Source organism: Symbiopectobacterium purcellii, assembly GCF_019797845.1.
Lineage (GTDB): Bacteria > Pseudomonadota > Gammaproteobacteria > Enterobacterales > Enterobacteriaceae > Symbiopectobacterium > Symbiopectobacterium purcellii.
Window position 1 is genome coordinate 1,549,131 of record NZ_CP081864.1, and the last position, 24,754, is coordinate 1,573,884.

23 protein-coding genes and 1 pseudogene are annotated in these 24,754 nt (G+C 55.7%); 11 read left to right on the forward strand and 13 right to left on the reverse strand.

The annotated features are described in order from the left end of the window. Nucleotides 1-40: 40 nt before the first annotated feature. The 11 genes from hycI to K6K13_RS07275 form a co-directional block, all read right to left on the reverse strand. Nucleotides 41-487, reverse strand: coding sequence for a hydrogenase maturation peptidase HycI (gene hycI / locus K6K13_RS07225; RefSeq protein ID WP_252120497.1), 447 nt, complete (start codon nt 485-487; stop codon nt 41-43). A gap of 81 nt (nt 488-568) precedes the next feature. Beyond that, the gene (locus K6K13_RS07230) at nt 569-970 is read right to left on the reverse strand and encodes a formate hydrogenlyase maturation HycH family protein (protein ID WP_222160165.1); all 402 of its coding nucleotides are present in this window, start codon (nt 968-970) and stop codon (nt 569-571) included. Further along, nucleotides 967-1,773, reverse strand: coding sequence for an NADH-quinone oxidoreductase subunit B family protein (locus K6K13_RS07235; protein ID WP_222160166.1), 807 nt, complete (start codon nt 1,771-1,773; stop codon nt 967-969). Before K6K13_RS07235 ends, K6K13_RS07230 begins: the two co-directional genes overlap by 4 nt. Continuing rightward, nucleotides 1,766-2,347: a hydrogenase 4 subunit H gene (gene hyfH / locus K6K13_RS07240; RefSeq protein ID WP_222160167.1), complete on the reverse strand. Its 582-nt coding sequence runs from the start codon at nt 2,345-2,347 to the stop codon at nt 1,766-1,768. The genes K6K13_RS07235 and hyfH overlap by 8 nt, the downstream gene beginning before the upstream one ends. Before the next feature lie 12 nt (nt 2,348-2,359). Further along, nucleotides 2,360-4,099 (reverse strand): hydrogenase large subunit, encoded by a 1,740-nt coding sequence (locus tag K6K13_RS07245; RefSeq protein ID WP_222160997.1) that lies wholly within the window; start codon nt 4,097-4,099, stop codon nt 2,360-2,362. Next, nucleotides 4,092-5,675: a hydrogenase 4 subunit F gene (locus K6K13_RS07250; RefSeq protein ID WP_222160168.1), complete on the reverse strand. Its 1,584-nt coding sequence runs from the start codon at nt 5,673-5,675 to the stop codon at nt 4,092-4,094. Before K6K13_RS07250 ends, K6K13_RS07245 begins: the two co-directional genes overlap by 8 nt. 4 nt (nt 5,676-5,679) lie before the next feature. Then, complete coding sequence (gene hyfE / locus K6K13_RS07255; protein WP_222160169.1) at nt 5,680-6,330, reverse strand: hydrogenase 4 membrane subunit; 651 nt, start codon at nt 6,328-6,330, stop codon at nt 5,680-5,682. A 24-nt stretch (nt 6,331-6,354) separates the two neighbouring features. Beyond that, nucleotides 6,355-7,809 (reverse strand): hydrogenase 4 subunit D, encoded by a 1,455-nt coding sequence (locus tag K6K13_RS07260; protein ID WP_286206784.1) that lies wholly within the window; start codon nt 7,807-7,809, stop codon nt 6,355-6,357. Nucleotides 7,810-7,824: 15 nt separating this feature from the next. Then, nucleotides 7,825-8,793: a respiratory chain complex I subunit 1 family protein gene (locus K6K13_RS07265; RefSeq protein WP_222160170.1), complete on the reverse strand. Its 969-nt coding sequence runs from the start codon at nt 8,791-8,793 to the stop codon at nt 7,825-7,827. 10 nt (nt 8,794-8,803) lie between these two features. After that, nucleotides 8,804-10,816, reverse strand: a complete 2,013-nt coding sequence (gene hyfB, locus K6K13_RS07270; protein ID WP_252120441.1) for a hydrogenase 4 subunit B — start codon at nt 10,814-10,816, stop codon at nt 8,804-8,806. Beyond that, nucleotides 10,813-11,430 (reverse strand): 4Fe-4S dicluster domain-containing protein, encoded by a 618-nt coding sequence (locus tag K6K13_RS07275; RefSeq protein ID WP_222160171.1) that lies wholly within the window; start codon nt 11,428-11,430, stop codon nt 10,813-10,815. Before K6K13_RS07275 ends, hyfB begins: the two co-directional genes overlap by 4 nt. A gap of 88 nt (nt 11,431-11,518) precedes the next feature. On the opposite strand from K6K13_RS07275, the gene K6K13_RS07280 reads away from it, so the two are divergent. From K6K13_RS07280 to K6K13_RS07325, 10 genes are all read left to right on the forward strand, one after another. Beyond that, complete coding sequence (locus K6K13_RS07280; protein ID WP_222160172.1) at nt 11,519-11,659, forward strand: hypothetical protein; 141 nt, start codon at nt 11,519-11,521, stop codon at nt 11,657-11,659. A gap of 94 nt (nt 11,660-11,753) precedes the next feature. Further along, the gene (locus K6K13_RS07285) at nt 11,754-12,614 is read left to right on the forward strand and encodes an OspG family effector kinase (protein ID WP_222160173.1); all 861 of its coding nucleotides are present in this window, start codon (nt 11,754-11,756) and stop codon (nt 12,612-12,614) included. A gap of 83 nt (nt 12,615-12,697) precedes the next feature. Further along, on the forward strand, nt 12,698-12,967 hold the full coding sequence (gene hypC / locus K6K13_RS07290) for a HypC/HybG/HupF family hydrogenase formation chaperone (RefSeq protein WP_222160174.1): 270 nt from the start codon (nt 12,698-12,700) through the stop codon (nt 12,965-12,967). An 84-nt stretch (nt 12,968-13,051) separates the two neighbouring features. Beyond that, nucleotides 13,052-14,971 carry an FTR1 family iron permease gene (locus tag K6K13_RS07295; protein ID WP_222160175.1) on the forward strand — a complete coding sequence of 640 codons (1,920 nt, stop codon included), beginning with the start codon at nt 13,052-13,054 and terminating at the stop codon, nt 14,969-14,971. Nucleotides 14,972-15,021: 50 nt separating this feature from the next. Continuing rightward, nucleotides 15,022-15,552 carry an iron transporter gene (locus tag K6K13_RS07300; RefSeq protein WP_222160176.1) on the forward strand — a complete coding sequence of 177 codons (531 nt, stop codon included), beginning with the start codon at nt 15,022-15,024 and terminating at the stop codon, nt 15,550-15,552. Between the two features lie 81 nt (nt 15,553-15,633). After that, a complete protein-coding gene (locus K6K13_RS07305; RefSeq protein WP_222160178.1) occupies nt 15,634-17,055 on the forward strand; it encodes a Fe-S-containing protein in 1,422 nt (473 codons plus the stop codon). A 2-nt stretch (nt 17,056-17,057) separates the two neighbouring features. Next, entirely contained in the window at nt 17,058-18,362 is a 1,305-nt protein-coding gene (locus K6K13_RS07310; RefSeq protein WP_222160180.1) for an ABC transporter permease, read from the forward strand. Continuing rightward, nucleotides 18,352-19,506: an ABC transporter permease gene (locus K6K13_RS07315; protein ID WP_350338150.1), complete on the forward strand. Its 1,155-nt coding sequence runs from the start codon at nt 18,352-18,354 to the stop codon at nt 19,504-19,506. The genes K6K13_RS07310 and K6K13_RS07315 overlap by 11 nt, the downstream gene beginning before the upstream one ends. 4 nt (nt 19,507-19,510) lie before the next feature. Next, nucleotides 19,511-20,209: an ABC transporter ATP-binding protein gene (locus K6K13_RS07320; protein ID WP_222160182.1), complete on the forward strand. Its 699-nt coding sequence runs from the start codon at nt 19,511-19,513 to the stop codon at nt 20,207-20,209. Beyond that, nucleotides 20,196-20,696 (forward strand): TlpA family protein disulfide reductase, encoded by a 501-nt coding sequence (locus K6K13_RS07325; RefSeq protein ID WP_222160184.1) that lies wholly within the window; start codon nt 20,196-20,198, stop codon nt 20,694-20,696. Before K6K13_RS07320 ends, K6K13_RS07325 begins: the two co-directional genes overlap by 14 nt. A gap of 47 nt (nt 20,697-20,743) precedes the next feature. Here the strand turns inward: K6K13_RS07325 and K6K13_RS07330 are convergent, their stop codons facing one another. Continuing rightward, nucleotides 20,744-21,718, reverse strand: a complete 975-nt coding sequence (locus K6K13_RS07330) for a DMT family transporter (protein ID WP_222160185.1) — start codon at nt 21,716-21,718, stop codon at nt 20,744-20,746. A 109-nt stretch (nt 21,719-21,827) separates the two neighbouring features. Beyond that, nucleotides 21,828-22,649, reverse strand: a pseudogene (locus K6K13_RS07335) (AraC family ligand binding domain-containing protein). 616 nt (nt 22,650-23,265) lie between these two features. Between K6K13_RS07335 and cbl the strand changes: the two are divergent. Continuing rightward, the gene (gene cbl / locus K6K13_RS07340) at nt 23,266-24,219 is read left to right on the forward strand and encodes an HTH-type transcriptional regulator Cbl (protein WP_222160188.1); all 954 of its coding nucleotides are present in this window, start codon (nt 23,266-23,268) and stop codon (nt 24,217-24,219) included. Nucleotides 24,220-24,754: the final 535 nt, after the last annotated feature.

The following is a 24,754-nucleotide window of genomic DNA, read 5'->3' on the forward strand; positions in this document are numbered from 1 at the left end:
TTCAATGTTTATACCCGTAACCGCCGGTAGCCGTAAAGGCTTACAATCGCGGGAAGCCGCCGTCACCCTGCCAGTGAGGTAATTGCTGATAAATCTGCTCTACAGCCTGTGTCACCGCCCGGTTGACCGGGCAGTAAAACGCCACCAGTGCAGGCTGAATGCCGACAAAAATCACTTCCGGAATAAACGTTTGCAGCGCATCAATCATAAAGGTGAGCGGCATACTGTGGGTGTTCATCAGCATATCTTCGGCAATGCGTGTCGGATCGACGATGCGTATGGCACCCGGCTCGAGCCCCATATCCGTGGCATCGACCACCAACAGGCGCTGCGGCGGCGCGGCACGCAGGCGATGCACCGCGTTTTCCGGAATGGCACCGCCATCGATGACCGCCCAACCCGCTAGCGGGCTGTGTTGCAACCGCTCGGCGAGCAGTGGCCCTGCGCCATCGTCACCCATCATCACATTGCCTACCGCCAGCACCATGTTGGGTGCGGAGCACGGCGTATCGGTATCAAGGATATCAAGGGTGTCCAGGCTGGCAAGATGGTCTTCCCAATTCATCGCTTACGCCTCCACCCGTTTAACCATAAGGTACAGCGCTGACTCCCGCTCTATGGCGGCCAGATAGTCGAGTAGGGTGGCGCTCCAGGGGACGAAACGATCGCTGTCTCCCAGTGCGCTAAATGCCTGATGCAACAATCGGGTATGTGAACTGTCGAGGGTGATTTCGCCGAATTTCAACAATCCGGCCATTTTGCGTTGTGCGTCGCCAGTTGGCAGTTGGGCTATCCATGCCTGATAGTCGTCGAGCGGACAAGTCAGCACCGGTTTCAGGCAGTCGATCACCCCGACATGGTGGCCGATGGCCAGCGAATAATACATCACCTGTTGCGCCTGCTCCGGCACCTTCTCTTTGCTGTCGAGAAATTTTTGGCTCAGTGCGTAAAAGATCGCTTTTCCACTCATAGTGGTCGAACTCCTTTTTGCCAGCCGTGATACTGCGCCAGTAGGCGACGCACGATTTCACTCAGACGCGGATCGTCCTGGTGTGCCAGATAGGCGTTAACGCGCGCTTCCAGCATCTCTTGCGGTGATTGGATCAGCAGGTTGATAAATGCGTCGCTGATTTCTCGTCCCTGGCGATAACCCGCCATACGTCTGGCTTCCCGCTCTAGTTGTACGCGCAAATCCAGCGGCGCATCAGGCAGCAATAGCGCGGCCTGCTCATGTTCGCCTTGTTGCGTGCTGACGCCGTGCAGTTTTTGCTCCAGCAATACCAGCGCCACGGCAAAGCCGTAAATGGTCGCGGCAGGGGTGGGGGGGCAGCCGGGAATGTACACATCAATCGGCACGATGGTATCGCTGCCGCCCCATACGCAGTAGAGATCGTGGAAGATACCGCCGCCGCAGCCGCAGGCACCGTAGGAGATACAGATTTTCGGGTCGGGTGCGGATTCATAGGCGCGCAGCGCCGGGCTGCGCATCGCTCGCGTGACTGCGCCGGTAAACAGCAGAATATCGGCATGGCGCGGTGAGGCCACCACCTTGATGCCAAAACGCTCTGCATCAAAAACAGGCGTGATGGCGGAAAAAATTTCAATTTCACAACCGTTACAGCCACCGCAGTCGACACGATAGACGTAATCAGATCGCTGAATATCTTTCAGCAGCGTTTTCTTTAACTGCTGGGTCTGTTCATCAAGCTGGATGGGCGTGCTGCGCGTATGGACCGATGAAGGTATGTCTACGCCGTTGAGCGGTTCACTCATGGTGGCCCCCTTGACTGAAAGCCGCCGTTGGCGGCGTGATAAAATGCTGGCTCAGCGTTACGTTGCCTTTGTGTGGCATGCTTTGTTTGCGTTTGCATTCCGGGCAGGTTTCGAACTGTGTGCGTCGGGCTTCTGCGTCTTCTGCCGACATACCAGCCTGTTGCAACAGGGCTACCGTAAAGGCCACCTCTTTCTCCGGGGCGAAGGGGCGGTGACACTCATGGCATGCCAACAGCCGAAAGGTGGCCCGCTGGAACAAATCCGCTTTATTGGCGACAGCCATCTCAAACTCTTGTGACAGCACGATGGCGCGCGTCGGGCACACTTCCTCACAGCGTCCGCAAAAAATGCAGCGCCCGAGGAACAACTGCCAGGTACGGGTGCCGTTCGCCACATCGGTTTCCATGGTCAGCGCATTGGCTGGGCAGGCGACGGTACAGGCCGCGCAGGCAATGCACTGCTCGGGGTCGTATTGCGGTTTGCCGCGAAACCCTGCTGGCACCTCGAGTGGCGCAAACGGGTATTTGACCGTACTGTTGCCCGCGTCGCGCAGGATTTTGAACAGTTTTAACATGGTGTCATCCCTCTATTTCAGCGGCGAACGCGTGCGTTCCAGCCCATAGCGCTCGATCTCTTTATAGGGCACGGTAGTGATTTTCTGCTTGCGCACGTCAATCAGCGTTACCCGATCGGTACAGGAGTAGCACGGATCCAGGCTGCCGATGATCAGCGGCGCATCGGACACGGTATTACCGCGCAGCATATAGCGCAGCACCGGCCAATTGGCGTAGGTAGCAGCACGGCAGCGCCAGCGGAACAGTTTCTGATTATCGCCGGTCATGCTCCAGTGCACGTCTTCGCCGCGCGGCGCTTCTGCATACCCCAGTGCAAACTGATAAGGTTTATACGCAAACCCTTCAGTCAGCAGCGGACCTTCGGGCAGGTTGTCCAAACCGTATTCCACAATGGCCAGCGAGGTCAGCACTTCGCGAATGCGCACCAGAACGCGGGAATAGACATCCCCGGCGCTCAGGTGGTGCAGTTCCATTGGCAAATCCAGGTAGGCGGAGTAGGGGTGATCGATACGCATATCGCGTTGGAACCCGCTGGCGCGGATCATCGGGCCTACCGGGCTGTAATCACGCGCTACCTGTGATGACAAAATGCCGATACCCTGCGTGCGTTGCAGCATATTGGGCGTGTTCAGCAGCATGTCGGAGAGTTGCATAATCTCGGTGCGCATCTCGCGGATCAGCTTGATGGTTCTCAGCCGATCTTCTTTCAGGATATCGCGGCGAATACCGCCAATCAGGTTCAGGCCGTAGGTTTTACGCGCACCGGTCAGCATCTCGGCGATGGTCATGGATTTTTCGCGGATGCGGAAGAACTGCATAAATCCGGTGTCAAAACCGACGAAGTGACTCGACAGGCCGATGTTTAGCAGGTGACTGTGCAGGCGTTCCACTTCCAGCAGAATGCTGCGAATGGCGTGTGCCCGTGGCGGCACCACAATCCCCATCGCATTTTCGATCGATGTGGTGTAGGCGACACTGTGGGTAAAACCGCAGATACCGCACACCCGATCGGACAGAAAGGTGACTTCGTTATAGCCCATGCGGGTTTCCGCCAGCTTCTCCATGCCACGGTGGACGTAGAACAAGCGGTAATCCGCATCGATAATCTGCTCGCCGTCGACAAACAGGCGGAAGTGACCGGGTTCGTCGGAGGTGATGTGCAGCGGCCCAATCGGCACCACGCGGGTGTCACCAGTGGCGTCGTTCACAAAGGAGTAGGTTTCATTATCCTGGGTCGGTGCCGGGCGCTGGCGGTAATCCATCGCATCTTTGCGCAGCGGGTAAAGATCGTCCGGCCAATCGTCAGGCAATACCAGACGGCGTTCATCCGGCAGACCGACGGGGATCAGGCCATACATATCACGCACTTCGCGCTCGCCCCACACGGCGGCAGGCACGCGCGGCGTCACCGATGGAAACTCAGGATTGACCGGGTCGATCAGTGCTTTGACGATCACCCAGCATTTTTCCCCTTGCTCCATCGACAGTACGTAGTAAATGGCAAAATAACCGTTCAATGTCCGTTCGTCGTTACCAAACAGGACTGACAGCCAACCACCGTGCTGATAGTAGAGATGCTCCACCACTTCTGGCAGGCTTGTCAGTTTCACCGTCAGCGTCAATTGATCGTCGGTTTGCCACGCCTGTTCCAATATGGCGTGGGGAAACCGCTGCTGCACCTGCGCGGCATAACCCGCGCCGCGTTTGGCGTTGGTTGCAGCAGCCACGGGGGGAGTAGGATGTTCATTCATCACGGGACGTCTCCTGACGAGAAAGGGTAAGCGGTGCGCGTTCGGTAGGCGACAGTGCCGTGACGGCAGCGGCCTCGGTGGTGTGCGATTGCAATACCAACGCGCTGGCGCTTTCCAGTAAACGGGTAACGGGTTGTGGAATATGTGTGCCCATCAGCAGCATTAATGCCAGCAGAATAGCCATCGGTGCGGTAGTCAGGATGCCTAACTCGCCTTTGCTGACGGCAGCAGGGCTGTTGCCCAGCACGGTGCTGGCGACCATGCGCACCAACCCGGCCAGTACGATAGTCAGCAAAAACAGCAACACGATAACCAGCCAGAGATAGCCCGCGTTGATGCCGGCGGTGACGGTCATAAATTCACTTAAAAACAGGTTGAACGGCGGCATGCCGCCCAGCGCCAGTGCGCCACCGGCCAGCAGTGCGCCGGTAATGGGGGTGACACGCAGGATGCCTTTCACCGCATCCATGTCACGGGTGCCGTATTTAAGCAGTACGTTACCGGAGCCGCAGAACAGCAGGGTTTTCGTCAGGCTGTGATTGAGCGTGTGCAGCAGTGCTGCCAGCACACCGAGTGGGCCACCAATGCCCAGCGCCACGGCAATCAATCCCATATTTTCCACGCTGGAGTAGGCGAGCAGTCGCTTCATGTCGCGCTGAACCAGAATCAGGAATGCGGCCACCGCGACAGACAGCAGCCCGAACACCAGCAACAGCCGCTGCGGAAATACCGGACCGATGGCGGCGCTGACGATCATGGTATAACGCACAATTACCAGCAGAGCGCAGTTGAGCAGCACGGCAGAAAGTAGCGCGCTGGTCGGGCTGGGGGCTTCACTGTGGGCATCGGGTAACCAGGCATGCATCGGAAACAGCCCTGTCTTGGTGCCGAAACCGATGATGACGAAAATAAACGCCAGATGCATCAGCGTGCTGTCCAACTCGGAAGCATGTTGCAGCACTTCGGTCCAGAAGATGGCATCACCCGGTGTCGCCATCACGTTGGCGGCATTGGCATAGACCAGCACAGTGCCGTATAACCCAAACGCGACCCCGACAGTACAAATGATGACGTACTTCCAGGCAGCCTCCAGCGACGAGCGTTGTCCGTAAAGGCCAACCAGAAACGCGGAGCTGAGGGTCGTGGCCTCAATGGCGGCCCACATCACAATCAGGTTGTTACTGGTGATCACCAATAACATGGTGAACAGAAACAGTTGAAAGAAGCCGTAGTAGTGGCACAACGTCGGGACGGAAACCTCGCCGCTGTTCACTTCATGGTTCATGTACCCCACGGAGTAAAGCCCGGTGAGAAAGCCGATAATGCCGAGAATGGCGAGAAACAGTGCACTCAAGCTATCCAGATGCAACCAGCGATGTGCTGCCAGAATCTCGCCCTGAGAGGCAATCATTCCCACCACGTACAGCGAAAGCACCAGCAGCAGGCTGATGCCGCACAGGTGGATAACGCTCACCGCCATGCGCACCGCACCACCGCACCAGCGGCAGGCAAATGCCAGCAGCGCAGTGATAAACGGCGTGGCAAGCAGGGTGAAAAGCAAGGTCGAACTGGTCATGTGCTTACCCCTTCAGTGCCGTAAGTTGTTGAACGTCCAAGGTATGCAAGGTGCGATGGATTTTGCGTGCCATCAGCGCCATGACAATGACAGCAAAGATGGCGTCGGTAGCGATACCTATCTCCACCAGCTCCGGCGCGCGGTGTGCCAGCAACGCCAATGTCAGATGCGCGCCGTTCTCCATCAGGCAATAGCCGAATACCTGTTTGAGGATGTTACGCTGGGTGACGATACACAGCAGGCCGATCATAAAGTGGCCGAGCGACACCGCGAGCGCCGGTTTGAGCGTACTGACCATCGGCAGTTGCACCGGGGCCACCACGAAGTAGCTCAGCACCACAATCAATACCGCCAACAGCAAGATCGCCACCGGACTGATAATGCCGCCGTCGGCGCTCGGGTCGTCCAGTCGCCGGAAAGCGCGATACATGATGGCAGGCACCAGAATCACCTTGGTGACCAGCGCGGTCAGTGACCAAAGATACAGCTCATGCGCCTGCAACAGGTTGGCCAGTGCGACAAATATCAGCACCAGTACCAGCGATTGCAGCGCGTAGAGTAACGATGAGGTGGTAGGCCGTTTGGCGACGATCACCAGAAGCGAGGTGATGATCAGCAGTCCGGCCAAATTGTTGACGATAAGCGAACCAGTCATTTCATTTTCTCCTTTCGCCCGTGCTTATTGCAGCCACAGTGCAGCAAACACGCTGGAACACAGCGACATGATGATTAACACCACCAGCACGCCCTGCATGGTGGCCGGGAGCGGTGCCGCTGCCGCCACGTCTTCCGACGGTTCACCCGGCACGGTGCGTCCGAACCAGTACAGGAACCAGGCAAAGCTGGCGACAGATTCCACCAACGTAATTACCAGCAGCGGTAACAGCCAAAGGTGCTCAGCCGAGAGCGAGAAACCGGCGGCAAACAGCGGGAATTTGCTAAAGAAACCGTTAAACGGCGGTACCCCGGTGATCGCCAGCGCGGCCACGCAAAAGCCGATGCCGAGCAACGGCGTTTTACGCATCAATCCTTTCAGGCGTGGCAACATGCGGGTGCCACAGCTGTAGCTCAGCGCACCGGCGACCAAAAAGAACAGGCTCTTGGCAAAGGCGTGGTTGAAGATGTAGGCAATACCGGCCTCGAACGCCATGCGTGAGCCGAAGGTCGCCAGTGAAAGTGCGAAGAAGATGTACGACAGTTGGGTAATAGTGGAGTAGGCCAGCAGGCGTTTCATGTCTTTCTGCGGTAAATACATCAGGAAGCCGTACACCAGCGTAAAGGTCGCCATCACCAGCCCTACCACGCCGATCACATGCGGGATGTCGTCTGTTGCCAGAATGGCGCGGGCAAAAATATACACGCCCACTTTCACCATCGAGGCGGCGTGCAGATAGGCACTGACCGGTGTGGGGGCTTCCATCGCATCCGGCAGCCAAACGTGCAGCGGCCACTGGGCGGATTTCCCCCAGGCGGCGAACATGATGCCGGCGAACACCACCATTTTATCGGCGCTGTCTAACTGGCTGATGGCACTCAGCGCAAAGGTGCCGGTTTTGGCAAACAGCCAGGCGGTGGCAAGGTAGAGGCCAACAGAGGCAACGTGAGTGATCAACAGCGCTTTTAACGCTGAGCGCAGCGACTTCGGTTGCTGGTAGTAACCAATCAACGCCCAGGAACACCCGCCGGTGATTTCGAAAAACAGCAGTTGCCCGAGCAGCGTGGAAGAGAGCGTCAGACCCGCCATCGCCCCGATGAACACCAGCAGAAACGCATAGTAACGATTGGTGCCTTCGTGCGGGTGCTCCCGGTTGCCTGACGTCAGATAACCGCAGGAGTAGATGCTGACCAGCAGGCCGAGGAACACCACGGCAAAACCGATGAGCAGGCTGACGCGGTCAAACACAAAGCCGAACAGCTCGGCGTCACCGTAGCGATACAGCGTAATCACCGTATCTTGCTGGCCTGCCGCATACCAGCCCCAGGCCAGCGACGCCATACCCAACGTCGCCAACAGGGCGAACAGACTGCACAGCACTTTGGCGTGGCGCTGTGGCGCAACGGCAATCCACAGCGCGCCGATAAAGGGCAGAAGCAGCGTCGCCAGCGCGCGACTTTCTATAACGAACGTATCCATAATCGCGATGGGCTCCTATAGACCGGTGAGGTAAAAAACAAAGGCCAGCGCGGCGATACCAAAGCCGAGCCAGGTAACGCGCCCGGTCAGCAGAAAGCGCCCGCGCGCCAGGCTGTTTTCAAACACCGCAGCGGCGACAAACACCAGCAACAGCTTTAACAACAGCGCGATGCTGCCCCACAGCATGGCACCGAGGGTGAAGCTGTCCGCCTTGCCAAACGGCACGAAAATAGAGAGAAACAACACCGCCACCATCACCTGCTTGAGGCTGATCCCCCATTTCACCAGCGCCAGCCCGGCACCGGAATATTCGGTCAACGGACCCTCTTGTAGCTCCTGTTCGGCCTCGGCAACGTCGAAAGGAATTTTGCCCATTTCGATAAAGGTGGCAAAAGCACAGGCCAGCAGCGCCAGACCGGTAGCCGTTGGTGAGAGCCAGGCGCCCTCTGCCAGCACATGGCTGATATTGCCGATATTGGTGGAACCGGCAATCAACGCCACCACCAGCAGCGACAGAATCAGGATCGGCTCGACTAATATGCCGAGCGTCAGTTCGCGGCTGGCACCGATACCGGCAAACGGGCTGCCGGAATCCAGCCCTGCCAGTGAAAAGAAGAAGCGAAACAGGGCAAACAGATAGAGCAGAGTGATGATGTCGCCGCCGGCACCAAACGGCGAACGTAGCGTCACAGCCGGTAGCGTCATGGCGACCAGCAGCATTGAGCCGATCAGCACAAACGGCATCAGGCGAAATACCCCGCCTGCGTGTTCTGGTGCGACGGATTGCCGCTTGAGCAGCTTGATAATGTCGCGGTAGTCCTGTAACAGTCCCGGCCCTTGACGCGAGTGCATCTTGGCGCGGATCACACGCGCCAGCCCCGAGAACAGCGGGGCAAGCGCGAACAGCACCAGCGCCTGCAACAAGGCGCACACCAGACGGATGATGAGCGGGGCGGCACCGGATAGCGTAGTTTCAGTAAACATCGGATTCTCCTTATGCCATCGTGACCAGCAGCAGCACCACCAGCGCTGCGACCACGTACAGGCAATAGAGCCGGAAATCGCCGTGTTGTATCCACTGCATCGCACGGCTCACCCGCTGCAAGGCGCTGGCTAACGGCATCACTATGCGGTTATCCAGCAGGGGTTCGGCGTTTTCAGCGGCACGTGTCGTCTGTTCCAGCGTCCGTTGTAGCATCGGGCCCGGAGCCAAGGTTTTGCGTATACGGTAGAGCGGAGCAAATAACACGCGCAGCGGCTGGGTAAAACTGCCCGCTGAAGCGGCCATGGCGCCTTCGTACTCATAGCCACACGCCCAGGGTGTACCACGTTGGCGGAATGCCTGACGGCCCCCCTTCGCGCCCACGTAGAGCAGCAGCGGCAACAGCGGCAGCGCGAGCAGCAAAATAAAGATCAATGGGGTTGAGAGTGAGGTTTGCGCCGGATTGCCGGGGAACAGCGTCAGCCCGTGCGCTACCACCGGGGCTGCCTCGCCGGTCAGGCTGATGGCAACCTGGGTGATAACCGGTGCCACCAGACTGGCACCGACGCCCAGCGCGACACACAGCAGCGCCAGCAGGCCCATGGCGAGGGTCATCGGCCAGGGCACTTCCCGTGCCCGATCGGCTTTCTCACTGCGAGGGGCTCCGGAGAAACTGATGCCGTAGACTTTGACGAAACACATGGCGGCCAGAGCACCGGTGATAGCGAGCATCACAATGGCAATCGGGGCGATCAGCCGCAACCCGAAGCTCCCTTGATGGCTCAGGGTAAACAGTGACTGATAAGTGAACCATTCACTGACAAAGCCGTTGAGTGGCGGTAGCGCAGAAATCGCCATACAGCCAACCAGAAACGCCAGCGCGGTGTACGGCATACGGCGGGCAAGGCCGCCCATCTTTTCCATGTCTTTGCTGTGCAGCCGGTAAATCACGGCCCCGGCACCCAAGAACAGTAACCCTTTAAACAGCGCATGGTTCAGCAAGTGATACAGCCCGCCCAGCAGACCTAATGCCGCCAGCAGCGGTTGATGCGTGGCGATGCCAATCATGCCGACGCCCATCAGAATGATGCCGATGTTTTCTACCGTGTGATAAGCCAGCAGGCGCTTGATATCGTGCTCGGCCAGCGCGTACAACACACCCAGCACTGAAGAGACAGCGCCAAATGCCAGCACCACTACGCCCCACCAGGTTGCGGTGGCACCGAGCAGGTCGATACCCACCTTAATGATGCCGAAGATGCCGATTTTCACCATCACGCCCGACATCAATGCAGAGGCATGTGACGGCGCGGCGGGGTGGGCGCGCGGCAGCCAGCCGTGCAGCGGCAACATCCCGGCCTTTGCGCCAAACCCGAAGAACGCCAGCAGGAACACCACGGAAGCCTGTAACGGCGGCAGTTTTGCCTGACGGAAATCGGCAAAATCCAGACTGCCGCTGGCGCGGTAGAGCAAGAAGAACGCCACCATGATCAGTACCGATCCGGCATGGGCAATCAGGAAGTAGAGCAGCCCGGCGTTGATGGCCTCATCATCCTGATCGGAGATCACCAGGAAGTAAGAACTAAGCGACATCACTTCAAACAGGATGATGAAATAGAAAGCGTTATCCGTTACTACCAGTGCGACCATCGAGGCGATAAACAGGTTCATATAGAACCCCATCGCGCCAGCGCGTCCGCGGTACTCTTGCAGATAGGCTAACGAATACAGGGCTGTGATGGTTGCCAGCAGTGAAATTACCAGCACCATAAAGGCAGCCAGTGCATCCAGCCGCAGCGTTAATCGCGCGAAAGCAACAAAGGGGCCATCGAACGATGCCAGTAACGGCTCGGCGCGGGTCAGCACCGGAAGCGCGGCGGTGACACCCGCGAGTCCGGCGAGCAGGGCAGAGACGCCACTGAGCTTGATTGCCCTGTCATCGTTGTGGGCCAGGCAAAGCGATAACAGCGCACCTGCCAGATAGAGCGCCAGCGAGAGTGCCAGCCATGCAAAGGGCGTCATCATGATTTTGGCTCCCATTCCGTTGCCGCAAAGGGCTGATTGCCCTGCGGCCACATCATTGCCTGACGGCGCTTGGCCTCGGTCGCAGCGGCAAGATGTGACTCATCCACAACAAAGAGGGCTTGCGTTGGGCAAACGCGTACACATTCCGGTTTGTCCTGAAAGGCGCACAGGTCGCATTTTACCGCCACGCTTTTCACCCCCGCGTTCCATGACAGAAACGGATTGATGGAGGCAACGCTGACCGGTACGTCCGTTAAGGCTTCAACGGGAACGTGGTGAGCGAAGGTCTGCGGCACCGCCAGCGGCTTGCTGTCAGACGGGGTTATCGCACCGAACGGGCACGCGATGGCGCACAGCTTGCAGCCGATACAGGCGATTTCATCCAACACCACAGAGTTGTTGCGCTGCGTGATGGCGTTAACCGGACATACCTGTGCGCACGGAGCATCCTCACAGTGGCGACACAAAACGGGGGCGGTGCCTTGGGCATCTCGCTCCACCGTCAAACGGGGATGGGTTTGCAACCCATGCTGGCGGTGTACCTGCGTACAGGCCGCCATACAGGTGTTACATCCGATACAGCGTTTGGGCTCCGCAATGACGAAGCGATTCATAGCCATACCCTCCGGGGCTTTCTCCTATGTTGGGCTGCGTAAAGCATATTCTGTGCCACGTCAGCGAGTTAGCCTGAGAGGCCCGCCCTTGCTAGGGTATTGTGCGCAGGTGTTCATCGGTGACGGTGTTGACGATGTCGGTTTCGACATTAGTGACGAGATGGATGACGATGGCGTGACGCATCGGCGTACAGGCATTGCCTTATCCTTTTCCCCTGAAACGGTATGAAATGTTTCTGTCAGTGCTTAACCGCGCTAAAATTGTTTTCTTGAACGGCTGACCATAATTATTGTGTACAGTAGTATTTTTACTGAGGTACACGATGCTCTTTATTAATTCTCCATCTCGAATTGATGTTAAAACAGATACGATTTACTCCGCGTTGTTGAAAAAAACCAATAACAACACACTGTCCTCGAAAACCTTAAATAAGTTGGCGAAAATAGCCAGAACTTCCTTCGAACTGCCGAAAGCGGATGCCAGGCGAATTTTTAAAAATAATAAACCCGTTACGCCATCGGGCGCGTCGATAATATTGGCGTATAATATCGGTAAAGCGCTGGCACAAGTGTCTAGTGACAATCTTCGGTCGCAATTAAAGGCGTTTGTCGCACATTGCGGAAGTCCCTCCGTTGATAACAACCCCCAAACAGGAATTCCGTGCTCAGCGTCATCATGCACAGCCACTAGCACTGAATTTATAATAAAAAATAGCGATAGGATCGGTGCTTCGCTAGGGGAAGGGGCACAGGCTATTGTGGTTGAAGATAAAAAGAATCCAGGGAAAGTGTTGAAAATTTTCTATGATGATGTGTCGTCCAATGAGGTTGCCCGGCAAGCAGATTCGTTCCGCCTTTTTTATGGGAATGAATCTGCCAGTATTATTGCTCAGGGGATTATCCAGTTGGATAAAATTGATGGCGTTCCTTTGTCCAAGGTCGATTATTTTGCTGATGACGCTGAGGAGGACTTTATATTATTGTTATACGAAATGTGTGACAAAGGTTGTCCGCCGACCGATATGTCGGAAGATAACTTTTTATACAACCTTGCAAGAAATCAATTTTATCCTGTTGATATCTCCTATTTCCCCGGAGACAAGATTGACCTCGGTGGTTTACATTATATTCTCAAGTTGATTGCGGAAAAAAGTAAGCCTCAGCCTATTGGAATAGCGATATAGGAGGAAATACTGATTGTGCCGTTGGCATAAATTTTGCTAAATCGATGCACGGCAGCCTGTACTCATCAACAAGGATTATCATCATGTGTCTCGGCATTCCCGGAAAAGTCATCGCACTGGCGGACACCGTGCAGGATACGGCGTGGGTGGATGTATGTGGGGTTAAGCGCGAAGTGAATATTGCGCTGGTGGCGGATGGCATTGACGCTGCCAGCCTCATAGACAGTTGGGTATTTGTCCACGTCGGGTTTGCCATGAGCCGGTTGGATGAACAGGAAGCGCTCGACACGCTGGCGGCACTGCGCCAAATGGAAGAGGTAGAGCACGATGTTACAATATTTCTGAAACAGTGAGCCCTTTTGTGATTTACGTCAAGAAATGTAAATGTTAAAACGTTATAATGAAAATAACTCTCATTGTCGATGACCATCGTATTTATGTCTAGTTGGCAGAAGTGTTTGATTGTACTGTGTTTCATGTTTTCCAGCCTGTCGGCATTTGCCGCAACGGATTACAACACCTTCATCCATGACATTCAGGGCCGCCTGGATAAGACCGCTGAGCTCTATCAGCAGCAGAAGCCGGATGAAGCCCGTACTGAAGTTCAAATGGCCTACTTCGAGGTGTTTGAGAACCTGGAAGGGCCAATTCGTATCAATATCTCCGCGCAGAAAAGCTATCAACTGGAAGCCACCTTTGGTGAAATTCGCCGCATGATTGGCGAAGGTAAGCCGCAAGCTGATATTCAGGCCAAGGTGAACTGGCTGAAAGGCGAGTTAGACAGCGTGTTACCGGTGTTGACTGACGGTCACAAATTGGTGGCTCAGGAGCAGCACGGGGCTTATGGCAACAGCGATATCGCCCTCTACTGGCAGCAAAGTTTCAAGACCATTGACGATGGGTTGGCGCAGGCTGTGGCTGACTATCAGGCAGGCGACTATCAGAAAGCCAGTCAAAGCGTACAGCAGGCACACTATCAAGGATTTAAAAACTCCGAGATGGAAATGTCAGTGCGCCAAAACCGCTCTTCGCAGCAAGCCGCCTCGATCAACCAGCAGTTTAGTGCACTGATCGCGCTGACCGCTCAGCCGGATCAAATGAGCGAAGTGGCGTATCGGGTCACCACGCTGCTGCAAGATATTGAAGATGTGCTGCCGGGCTTACCCACCACCCGCGACGATCAGCCCGTATCGGCGGCACCGGATAACAGTATCGCTGGCGCTGACATTCCGGATGCGGACTGGGCCAGCGTAGTTAATAACATCAACCAGGCTATCGCAGCAGCGATTGCGCAGTATGAAAGCGGACAGGTAAAACCGGCCATTATGGCGGTGCAGGATGCCTACTTCGATCTGTTTGAAGCCAGCGGTATGGAGAACAAAGTCGGCTCGCGTGATTCTGCATTCAAATCCACGCTGGAAGGCTATTTCACCCGTCTGGTCAGTATGATGAGCGCCGGGCAGCCAGTTTCTGCGCTGCATGCGCAGGCTGATGCGATGCAACAGGACTTGGCTAACGCAGTCACCATGCTGGGCAGCGGCAGTGAAACGCACTGGAGCCTGCTGATCTACAGTCTGCTGATCATCGTGCGTGAAGGGCTGGAGGCGCTGCTGATCGTGGCTGCTATCGTGGCCTATCTGGTGAAAAACAATCACCATGACAAACTGCCGTTAATCCGCCAGTCGGTGTATGTGGCGCTGGTGTGCAGTGTATTGACCGCCGTGTTGTTCCAGATGCTGTTCAGTAATTCCGGTGCCAGTCGTGAATTGCTGGAAGGGTTCACCATGCTGATTGCGGTGGTGATGCTGTTCAGCATGAGCTATTGGCTGCTGTCTAAAGTCGAAGCCCGACACTGGAAAGCCTATCTGGAAGGAAAACTGTCGCACTCCCTGAGCAGCGGCTCGGTTGTCGGTTTGTGGCTGACCAGTTTCCTGGCGGTATACCGCGAAGGCGCGGAAACGGTGCTGTTCTACTTCGCATTAGTGGGGGATGCCAGCAACGTGGCAGGGCACCTCTCTATTCTGGCGGGCTTCCTGATTGGCTGCGTGATATTGCTTATCGCTTATCTGGTGATGCGCTTTACCGTGGTCAAACTGCCGCTGAAACCCTTCTTTATGTTTACCGGTTGTTTTATGTACCTGATGGCGTTTGTGTTCGCCGGTAAAGGTGTACTGGAGTTAATCGAAGGCAAGCTGTTTGAACCTACGTTGTTAACGTGGGTTCCGGAAATCAGTGTATTGGGGATCTACCCCTACGTCGAAACGCTGATACCGCAAGTCGTATTGGTGTTCGCTGCTCTGGCCGCGCTGTGGATTATGCGTCGGCGCGCTGAGACGTTCGAATACGGGAAGCAATGATAAGCAAAAATCAAAAACAACATGATATTGATGATATGAGGATGGGTTTGATGAAGATGCAAAAGAGTTTGATTGCCAGCGCGATTATTGCCGGAGTATTAACGGCACCTGCCGCGTTCGCGTTTACCGAACATCCGGCTGGTGAGCCGATCACCATTAACGAACTGGAGATCGCTGCGGTCTACTTGCAGCCGATTGACATGGAGCCGCGCGGCATGGGCCTGCCAGCGGCTAAATCTGATATTCACCTGGAAGCAGATATCCACGCCGTGGAAGGCAACAAAAACGGCTTCGGCGCAGGCGAATGGATGCCATACCTGACAATCGCTTATACCCTGGTGAACACCGATACCGGTGCTAAGCAGGAAGGGACTTTCATGCCGATGGTGGCGAGCGATGGTCCGCACTACGGTGCCAACATTAAAATGATGGGCGTAGGTAACTATAAAGTGACCTACCACATTGAGCCGCCGTCAAAAGCTGGTATGCACCGCCATACCGATGGTGAAACCGGTGTTGGCCGCTGGTGGAAACCGTTTGATGTCAGCTATGACTTCAAATACGTTGGTCTGGACAAATAATTCGATTCTGGATTGCGTAAGGCCGTTACGGAAATTCCCCCTGCCGCCCTGGGCGCAGGGGGCTTCGCCTGAGTGTGCGTTATGAGTCATTTTTTTGTTACCGTGCTACAAGCCTTTTTGCCTGTTGCGCTGCTGTTAGGACTCCACTGGAGTCACCGTTCTGCTCCTTGTCTGCGCCCACTGATGTGGACCACGTTACTGGCTTTGCTGGTCGGCACCTTGGTGGGAATTCGCCTGCCTTCCAGTCAAACCGTCCAACTGATTTTTACCCTGATTCAACTGGTCGCACTGGCGCTGTTTTTACTGAGCCAATTCACGCAAAGTAGCAAATTCGGCTACCTCTGGCAGGGGCTGTTGATCATCGGGGCCGCCGTGCATTGGGGCGACGATCCCAACCTGACGGCACTGACCACCACCCATGTAGTAAATACCGATTTACTGTTGAACATCAGCGCGGTGATTCTGGCCTTTGGCTGGGTTGCTTTCAGCGCCGTGCTGTGCAGCATGATGGTGCGGCGTTTACCGCGCTGGCGCTGGTCGCTACTGCTGCTGCTGGTGGTATTGTTGGTACTGCCGCTGAGCGGCGGTCTGATGTTGCTGTTGATGAAGCTGCAAGCGCTGGGTTTGACCAAACCGCGTCTGAGCTTTGTGGCGCGCGTCACCAATAACGGCGCGGCGCTTAACTATCTCTGCGCACTGCTGTTGGCGCTGCTCTCGGTCGGTTTCTTGCTGCCGTTGCTGAAAAATCGTCAGCAGATGCAGTCCACCGACGAAGCGATAGCCAAGCGCAAAGCAACCGCCGATTACCGTAATACGCGCCGGACCTTTACCGCTGCGTTGGTGGCGCTGCTGGTGGTAGCGCTGGGGCAGCTCTATTGGGATCAGGTTGCATCACAGCCGCCGCGCTTGTCGGAAGCGCAACCCGTGACGCTCGGCCCGGATGGCAAAGTGCATATTCCTATCGAGCAGGTGCGTGACGGCAAGCTGCACCGTTTTGTCTGGATTGCCGACGACGGCAAAGCCGTTCGCTTCTTTGTGATTAACCGCTATCCCGACCGGCTTCGCCTCGGCGTGGTGTTTGATGCCTGCTTACTGTGTGGCGATCAGGGCTATGTGATGGAAGGCAATCAGGTGATTTGTGTGGCTTGCGGTGTGCGGATCTTTATCCCCTCCATCGGTAAAGCCGGTGGATGTAATCCGGTACCGATTGAAGGGTGGAGCAACGACGACAACGAACTGGTGATCAGCTACGCGTCGCTGGCGGTAGGTGCGAACTACTTCAGCACCGTGGTTTCGATGGACGTGGTCGATCCGGTCGACGGCAGCAAGCTGACCAATCTGAAAGCCGAGCACAAATACCGCTACGCCGGGAAGACCTATTTCTTTGCATCGGAAGCCAGCTACAACAAGTTCCGTGACAACCCCCGCAGCTTCGTGACAGCACATCCCGCGGGTAGTACCGAGTCTGCGACGGATAACGCCGCAGCGGACGAGGAGGAGTAATCATGTTATGGCGCATGCTACGTCAGTCATGGAGTCGCAATGTGCGGCGCAAATCGCTGGCGGTACTGACGGTGTTTCTGGCTGCCGGTTTGATCTCGGCGCTGCTGGCAGTATCGATCGATATTGGCGACAAAATGGCGCGCGAACTGAAGTCCTACGGTGCCAATATTCTGGTAGAGCCCGCCGGTCAGGCGGCGCTGCCTGCGCTGTTTGGTGAAAACAGCAATCCGCTGGCCAGTGAGGAATTTCTTGATGAATCAGAACTGCCCAACATCAAGGATATCTTTTGGCGTAACAATATTGTCGGTTTTGCACCGCTGCTCAGCGGGGATGTGATCGTTGCCGGCAAGCACATTTCAGTGCTGGGCACCTTCTTTTCTCAGCCGATCACCATCCCTGATGAAGAGGATTACCACACCGGGCAACAGAGCGTCAGCCCTTACTGGCAGGTGACCGGCAATTGGCCGACCGAACCGGTGAGCGAAAATGCGTTGCAGAGCGGGCAGGGGATTGACGTGCTGGCGGGAAAACAGCTGGCGCAGCAAAATGGCTGGCAGGTGGGGCAAACGTTACGGTTACAAGGGCCAGAACGCGCGCTGGATGTACGTATCAGTGGCATTCTTGCCAGCGGTGGCGATGAAGAGAACCGCCTGGTGATGCCGCTGGCGGCGGTGCAGAACATGCTGGGGCTGGAAGGAAAGATTCAGGCCGTGCGTGTCTCTGCGCTGACGGTGCCGGAAAACGAGCTGTCACGCCGGGCGCGGGAGAATCTCGAAGCGCTCAATGCCGAAGAGTATGACCTGTGGTATTGCACCGCTTACGTGTCGTCGATTGCCCACCAGTTGGAAGAAGCCATCTCAGGATCGGTGGTCCGCCCTATCTGGCAGGTGGCGGCGTCAGAAGGGGTGGTTATCGATAAAATTCAGTTGCTGTTGGGCGTGGTGACCTTTGCCGCACTGGTCGCCGCTGCCATGGGCATTGCCTCATTGATGACCAGTACCATTATGGAGCGTTCTAAGGAAATCGGTTTGATGAAAGCGCTCGGCGCGCGGCAGTGGCAGATCATGCTGCTGTTCTATCTTGAAGCGGCGATGAGCGGCTTGCTCGGCGGAGCCTTAGGGTGCATCGCCGGTTGGGGATTAGCGCGTGCGATTGGCTTGATGCTGTTTGGCGTGCCGCTCAGTTTTGCCTGGGTGGTGATCCCGTGCGTACTGGTGATTGCCATGCTGATTGCTGTGATCGGCACCTGGTTCCCGGCGCGGCGCATTGCCCGACTCTACCCGGTGGAGGTGCTGTATGGCCGTTAATCGCTCGGGTACAGAGCGCTGGATGGGCAGTATGTTTTGGCGGTTGGTGATTCGCGCATTGCGCTTACGCATGCAGCGTGTCAGCGTGGTGTTTGCTGCACTGACCGTCGGTGCCGCTATCGTGACCGCCATGTCGGCGGTGTACTTTGATATCAACGCCAAAATGAGCCAGGAACTGCGTACCTTTGGTGCCAACTTTTATATCGGTCCGGCGCACGGCGGCTCTCTGGCACAAAACGGCTTTCAGCCGATTCTCGACAACGCCCCGCCGGGGCTGATCAATGCTGCCAGCCCGTACTTATACGGCATGGCGCGTACCGAGTTGGAGAAAGTGGTGCTAATGGGCGTGTGGTTTGATGCGTTGCGCCAGCTCTCTCCCTATTGGCAGGTAACCGGTGACTGGATTGGCGTCAAGTTTGACGATCGCAACGCGATGATCGGCGTCAAGTTGGCGGAGCGACTGCATGTCAAAGTCGGCGATAGCGTCACACTGATCGATGGCAGCGAGCGTCAGCGCCTGCGTATTAAAGGGATTGTTGAAGCCGGTGACGCTACCGACAATATGCTGATCGTGAATCTGGATCTGGCGCAAAAATGGCTGCAAAAGGAAGGCATCATCAGTAACGCCCTGTTAAGTGTCAGCAACGATCTGGGGCAGGTCGATCGCTTCGCTGCCAGTCTGCAGCAACAATATCCTGATCTGGAGATTCGACCTATCCTTAAGGTTTCCGCCTCTGAAGGGCAGGTGCTGGACAAGATTAAAGGGCTGATGGGACTGGTTTCTGCCGTCATTCTGGTGCTCTCTTCGCTGTGTGTGAACACCACCCTGATGGCGATTGTCGGTGAACGTGCCAAAGAGTTTGCGTTACAGAAAGCGTTGGGCGCGAGCGGGAAAGATATCGTGCGCCAGATGCTGGCCGAAACCGGTGTGATTGCGCTTGCGGCGGTGGTGTGCGGTTGCCTGCTCGGTTACCTGTTGGCACAGGTACTGGGACTCACGGTGTTCAACGCCAGCATTTCGCTGCGTGCACCGGTGCTGCCGCTGACGCTGCTGCTGTCCTTGCTGGTGGCGGCCGCCGCCGCTGTGTTTCCTACCCGGCGCGCGATCCACGTCGAGCCCGCAAAAGTGTTAAAAGGGGAGTGATTCAATGGGTGTTGCACATAACCCGCAAGAGGCGGTGATTGAGACCCGCCAACTGTACAAACGCTTCGGGCAGGTCACTGCGCTGGAAAACATCAATATCCGTATTCAGCGCGGTGAATTTGTCGCCATCATGGGCGCATCCGGCTCGGGGAAAACCACGCTGATGAATATCCTGACCTGCCTCGATACCGTGACGGAAGGGCAGGTGCTGCTGGACGGCGTCGATGCGGCGGCGCTGGATGAAGAAGGACGGCGACGCTTTCGCGCGGACAAAATCGGGCTGGTGTTCCAGCAGTTCCACCTGATCCCGTTTCTCACCGCGCTGGAAAACGTGATGCTGGCGCAGCATTACCATAGCGTGGTGGACGAAACGGCGGCACGCCAGGTGCTGGCGCAGGTCGGGCTGGAGCACCGTACCGATCACCTGCCTAGTCAGCTTTCCGGTGGGGAACAGCAGCGCGTCTGTATTGCTCGTGCGCTGGTGAACGAGCCGCCGGTGATTTTTGCCGATGAACCGACCGGGAATCTGGATGAAGAGAACGAACAACGCGTGCTGGCGCTGTTGCAGGATCTGCATCATCAGGGACGTACCATTGTCATGGTGACACACAATCCGGAGCTGGGGCGTTTTGCCGATCGTATTATCCGCTTGCAGCACGGCAAGTATCTGAGCGAGGAGGTTCAACAACATGCAGTGGCGTAAACTGATAACGCTAGGGTGCCTGATGGGGACGCTGGCACTGCTGTCGGGCTGCAAAGAGGAGCAGGTACAGGTTGGCGCACGCGCACCTGCGCTGGCGGCCTACGATCTGGCCGGGCAACAGGTGGAACTGGCGCGCTGGCAGGGCAAACAGGTCTATCTTAACTTCTGGTCTTCTGGCTGTGGTGGGTGTCTGGCGGAGATGGGCACGTTGGAAAAACTGAGTAAAACCTACGCGGATAACGTAGTGGTAGTGGCGGTGAATACCGATCCTGATGGCGTGGACATCGCTGCGCTGTTGGCGCAGCAGCACATCAGCTATCCGGTCATCCGTGACCAACTGGGCATTACCAAAGAGCGCTATCAGGTGGTGGGCACGCCAACCTCGTTCGTGATTGACGCCTCGGGCAACGTCACCGCCCAGCATGAAGGCGCGCGCAATGAGCAACAGTTAACGACGCTGTTCAAAAAGCTAGCCACCGGGGCCTAATTCCCTTTAGCGGGTGGCGCAGAGGGAACCTGGCGCCACCTTTAGGTTTATTTTTCCTGCACCGCTGTATCCACCTTTACCACTATGGGTTTGGGTTTGATACGCATGGCACCCACCACACCCACCAACAAACAGAAGATCCCACACAGTGTCAGCAGCGGCGGCCATGCCTGACGCAGCATAAAGGTGTAGGTCAGCCCAGACAGCGTTTCGAACACAATCAACGGCCCTACCAGCACTGTCGGCAGACGTTGGCTGGCCTGGTTCCAACAGAAGGTTCCCAGCCAGGAACACAGTAACCCGATCGCCAGCATTAAACCAATAAACACCAGTGGGCGTGGGCCAAACGGCAGGGAAAAATCCGGTTTGGTCAGGGCAAGCTGTCCGCTGACCATGATATAGGCCAGCAAGGCCATGGGTAGCGTCACTATCCCTTGCGCGGTGGCCCAGGTGGTGGATTTTTTATCCAGATTACGGCGCAGCCAGCGTGCATTACGCAGCGGATACCAGGTCCAGCAGATGACCGCGATAATCGCCATGCCAATGCCGCTCAGATAGCGCTCCATATCGACCTGCTCATCCTTGGCGCTTAGCTCCGCCAGATTCACGCATAATAGCCCAAGCAAAATCAGCAACAGCGGTGGCGTTAATCGCCACCAAGAGAGCATGCCTTCCTGTCGCCCGTACAGCAGATTAGCGGTAACGGCAATCACCACCGGCAGCGTGCCGATGATCATGGTAGAGACGGGCGCGCCAGTACGCTGGATGGCGCTGGCGAGGAAAAAGTAATAAAGCAGATTACCCACCGCTGAAAGCTTCAGCGCTTCAATCCAGTCCGCACGGCTCAACCGACGCAGACGTTTCCTGTCAGCCCATGCCAATGGCAGCGCTATCAGCCCAAACGCCACATAGCGACCTGCAGACTGCAACGCGGCAGGGTACTCCGGCACCATCAACGGGCCGACGAAAATCAGCCCCCACATCAAACCCGCCGTCAGGGCGAAAACGATACCGCTTAACATATCACACCCGTTACCCATTTATGCTTGAAGGGCCAGGCCCTTGTCGTGTCGTATCACGGGAAGCCTAACCGGTAAGCCGGATAACATATTGTAGGATATTGCGCTTTTTTTACCGACGCTGGCCGTACGGCATAACCTGTTTTTGATAGCGAACGGGCGTAATACCGTAACGTTGGGCAAAGCTGCGCGTCAGATGGGCTTGATCTGTCAGTCCAACTTCCGCCGCCACTTGGGCGGCGGGCATACCGCGGCACAGCAACTGTTTGGCCCGCTGCAAACGGATCGCCATCAGCATCTGGTGTGGGGTGACGTGATATTGCGCTTTAAAGCGCCGCTGGAAATGATAAGGACTGAGGGCGGCGACGGCGGCCAACTGGTTAAGCGTGATGGCCTGAGCGAAGTTATCGTTGAGGTAGTGCTTCACCTCGTCAAAGCGCTACAGGGCTTGCGTTTTTAACGGCTGCGCCACGCGGGCAAAGGGGCGAAAAACATCGATAATGCTTAGCATCAGGCTGTCACAGGCCAGCGGGTCGTGAGTCCGCCACAGCGCAGCCAGCAGCGCAGACAACTGGCGGGCTGCCAGTGGGTCATGCCTAACCACATCGCTAAACCACCAGCCCTGATCACCGGAGAGGGCCTCCAATTGCGCAGGATCAAGATAGATCATGCGGTAACGCCACCCTTCCTCACCGACGGCCTGCCCGGTATGCAGTTCGTCTGGATTCATCAACACCAGCGAATCCTGTGCGGCGATGTGCTGAGCGCCCCGATAGCGAAACTGCTCGGCACCAAAGTCGATGGTGCCGATACCAAAAGCGTCATGAGTATGGGGTTCGAACGCACAGCGGGCTATGTGTGCCTGATATAATTCAACGCCAGGCTGCTGCGGTACATGACGAAATTGCGCGCGATCCAACGGACCCTGGAACATCTCGCGATCGACGCCTTCTTTTTTATCCAACAGCGAGAGAGGGGCGTTATTCATGTGCAGGTCCATGACGTATTTTTGAAAGAGTAAGATCGGATTTATATAAATCATAACAAAAAGATTTATCGATCTGCGACGGAAATTAAATCCACATAAAAAGTAATTTTTTAATGTGTTGATTATAAATGATTTTATTCTTTTATGCCCGAAGGTGGGTCGCGCTGATGATCGCGGCTTATTTTCTTAGTAGAAAATAATATAACACCATCCGATTGCTTATTTGTCGCAGCATTTTTTCCCCCGTATTTATACCTTAAATAATTCGAGTTGCAGGATAAAACGTTAACGTTTTGAACAGCGCTCGCGCTGGCCCTTTAGGGCGAGGCTCATTTATGCGTCTCGTAACGCGGCAAGGAAGAGAGTCCCGATGAGCTTACTTGAGTCAGTGATTCGGGTGACAAATCTGCCGGGAGCAGATTTGAACGCCGCGTGCGGCGGCCTCGTAAGAGGTGAGGGCCAGGGATGAGCCGAATAACGAACGCTGCCAACGCACCTGCAACTTGAAGTATGACGGGTATATATGGCGTTAGGGTAAAACGATGCAGAGATGGGGATCCAAGTGAATTTTCAACAACTGAAGATTATTCGAGAATCGGCACGGCGTAACTATAATCTGACGGAAGTCGCCAATTCGCTGTTTACGTCTCAGTCGGGCGTGAGTCGTCATATCCGTGAACTGGAAGAAGAACTGGGCATCGAAATCTTTATCCGCCGTGGCAAACGACTGCTCGGCATGACCGAGCCGGGCAAAGAGTTGCTGGTGGTCGAGGAACGTATTTTGAATGATGCCAACAACATTCGTCGTCTGGCTAACGTGTTCACCAACAACGATGTGGGCCAACTGGTGATTGCCACTACGCATACCCAGGCGCGCTACAGTTTGCCCAATGTGATTAAAGAGTTTCGTGCCATCTATCCGCAAGTGCGACTGGTGCTGAACCAAGGGACGCCGGACGATATCGTTGCCATGCTGCACTCCGGTGAAGCGGATATCGGCATTGCCAGTGAGCAACTGATGAATGATGCCACGCTGGCAGCGTTTCCATACTACCGCTGGCATCACGCTATCCTGGTGCCGCAGCAACACCCGCTGATAGACGTGCCAACGGTGACGCTGGATATGCTCAGCAAGCTGCCGCTGATCACTTATCGACAAGGGATTACCGGGCGCTCTCGCGTCGATCGCGCTTTTCTGGCAGCAGGCATGACGCCTGATATTGCCCTGAGCGCACAGGATTCGGATGTGATTAAAACTTACGTTGAATTGGGCTTAGGGGTGGGGATTGTTGCCGATCACTCCTACGAACCCGCGCGTGATAAAGGGCTGGTTCGCTTGAACGCTGAGCATCTGTTTGAAGGAAACACGGTGTGGATTGGGCTGAAGAAAAGTCAGTTACAGCGCAACTATGCCTGGAAATTCTTGCAACTGTGCAACAGCGAACTCTCGCTGGATGAGATCAAAGATAAAGTCTTTTCGGACAATGCGGAGTCCGTTATCGACTACCAGATTTAGCGCTTACCCCATCAGTGTCAGGTTACTTATCCTGTTGTCACAAGCCTGGCGCTTAACCCGCAAAACCACGGCAATGGCGGTTTGCTTGATATCGATCAAGTGAATCGCGATTGACTGACATTATGCATCCTGCTACTGCTTTTACCTCAGTCTGACATATCTTCTTTATCTTTTCTTCTATGTGGTGAATAACTGCTTTTTTTACGTATTTTTCAGTGTTTTATCACAATTATTTGACATAACTGTGGCTTTTGACACTGTTTGACTGCTTGATCTCATGGAAATGGGATAGTAGTATCCCCGGCCATAACAATAACGTATGTCTGATGTTTTGCTTTCAGATACAGTCACTTGTCAATCCACTCAGCGTTATTACGGGGCGTATTCATACCTTTACGCCGCACCAAGGGTTATCAAGGCGTACTGCATCAGCATTCACATTGGTCGCATTTTATCTCAGTCACCCTGATGCGCTGTTCAACCGGAAGAGAGGCGCTGTGGTCGTACGTTCGCGGCACCGGGTGGTCTTGCAATG

Bases quoted from the DNA above. Each gene is read 5' to 3' on its own strand.
- hycI (WP_252120497.1), bottom strand. From the start codon at position 487: ATGGTGCTGGCGGTAGGCAATGTGATGATGGGTGACGATGGCGCAGGG.
- K6K13_RS07230 (WP_222160165.1), bottom strand. From the start codon at position 970: ATGAGTGGAAAAGCGATCTTTTACGCACTGAGCCAAAAATTTCTCGAC.
- K6K13_RS07235 (WP_222160166.1), bottom strand. From the start codon at position 1,773: ATGAGTGAACCGCTCAACGGCGTAGACATACCTTCATCGGTCCATACG.
- hyfH (WP_222160167.1), bottom strand. From the start codon at position 2,347: ATGTTAAAACTGTTCAAAATCCTGCGCGACGCGGGCAACAGTACGGTC.
- K6K13_RS07245 (WP_222160997.1), bottom strand. From the start codon at position 4,099: ATGAATGAACATCCTACTCCCCCCGTGGCTGCTGCAACCAACGCCAAA.
- K6K13_RS07250 (WP_222160168.1), bottom strand. From the start codon at position 5,675: ATGACCAGTTCGACCTTGCTTTTCACCCTGCTTGCCACGCCGTTTATC.
- hyfE (WP_222160169.1), bottom strand. From the start codon at position 6,330: ATGACTGGTTCGCTTATCGTCAACAATTTGGCCGGACTGCTGATCATC.
- K6K13_RS07260 (WP_286206784.1), bottom strand. From the start codon at position 7,809: ATGGATACGTTCGTTATAGAAAGTCGCGCGCTGGCGACGCTGCTTCTG.
- K6K13_RS07265 (WP_222160170.1), bottom strand. From the start codon at position 8,793: ATGTTTACTGAAACTACGCTATCCGGTGCCGCCCCGCTCATCATCCGT.
- hyfB (WP_252120441.1), bottom strand. From the start codon at position 10,816: ATGATGACGCCCTTTGCATGGCTGGCACTCTCGCTGGCGCTCTATCTG.
- K6K13_RS07275 (WP_222160171.1), bottom strand. From the start codon at position 11,430: ATGAATCGCTTCGTCATTGCGGAGCCCAAACGCTGTATCGGATGTAAC.
- K6K13_RS07285 (WP_222160173.1), top strand. From the start codon at position 11,754: ATGCTCTTTATTAATTCTCCATCTCGAATTGATGTTAAAACAGATACG.
- hypC (WP_222160174.1), top strand. From the start codon at position 12,698: ATGTGTCTCGGCATTCCCGGAAAAGTCATCGCACTGGCGGACACCGTG.
- K6K13_RS07295 (WP_222160175.1), top strand. From the start codon at position 13,052: ATGTCTAGTTGGCAGAAGTGTTTGATTGTACTGTGTTTCATGTTTTCC.
- K6K13_RS07300 (WP_222160176.1), top strand. From the start codon at position 15,022: ATGAAGATGCAAAAGAGTTTGATTGCCAGCGCGATTATTGCCGGAGTA.
- K6K13_RS07305 (WP_222160178.1), top strand. From the start codon at position 15,634: ATGAGTCATTTTTTTGTTACCGTGCTACAAGCCTTTTTGCCTGTTGCG.
- K6K13_RS07310 (WP_222160180.1), top strand. From the start codon at position 17,058: ATGTTATGGCGCATGCTACGTCAGTCATGGAGTCGCAATGTGCGGCGC.
- K6K13_RS07315 (WP_350338150.1), top strand. From the start codon at position 18,352: ATGGCCGTTAATCGCTCGGGTACAGAGCGCTGGATGGGCAGTATGTTT.
- K6K13_RS07320 (WP_222160182.1), top strand. From the start codon at position 19,511: ATGGGTGTTGCACATAACCCGCAAGAGGCGGTGATTGAGACCCGCCAA.
- K6K13_RS07325 (WP_222160184.1), top strand. From the start codon at position 20,196: ATGCAGTGGCGTAAACTGATAACGCTAGGGTGCCTGATGGGGACGCTG.
- K6K13_RS07330 (WP_222160185.1), bottom strand. From the start codon at position 21,718: ATGTTAAGCGGTATCGTTTTCGCCCTGACGGCGGGTTTGATGTGGGGG.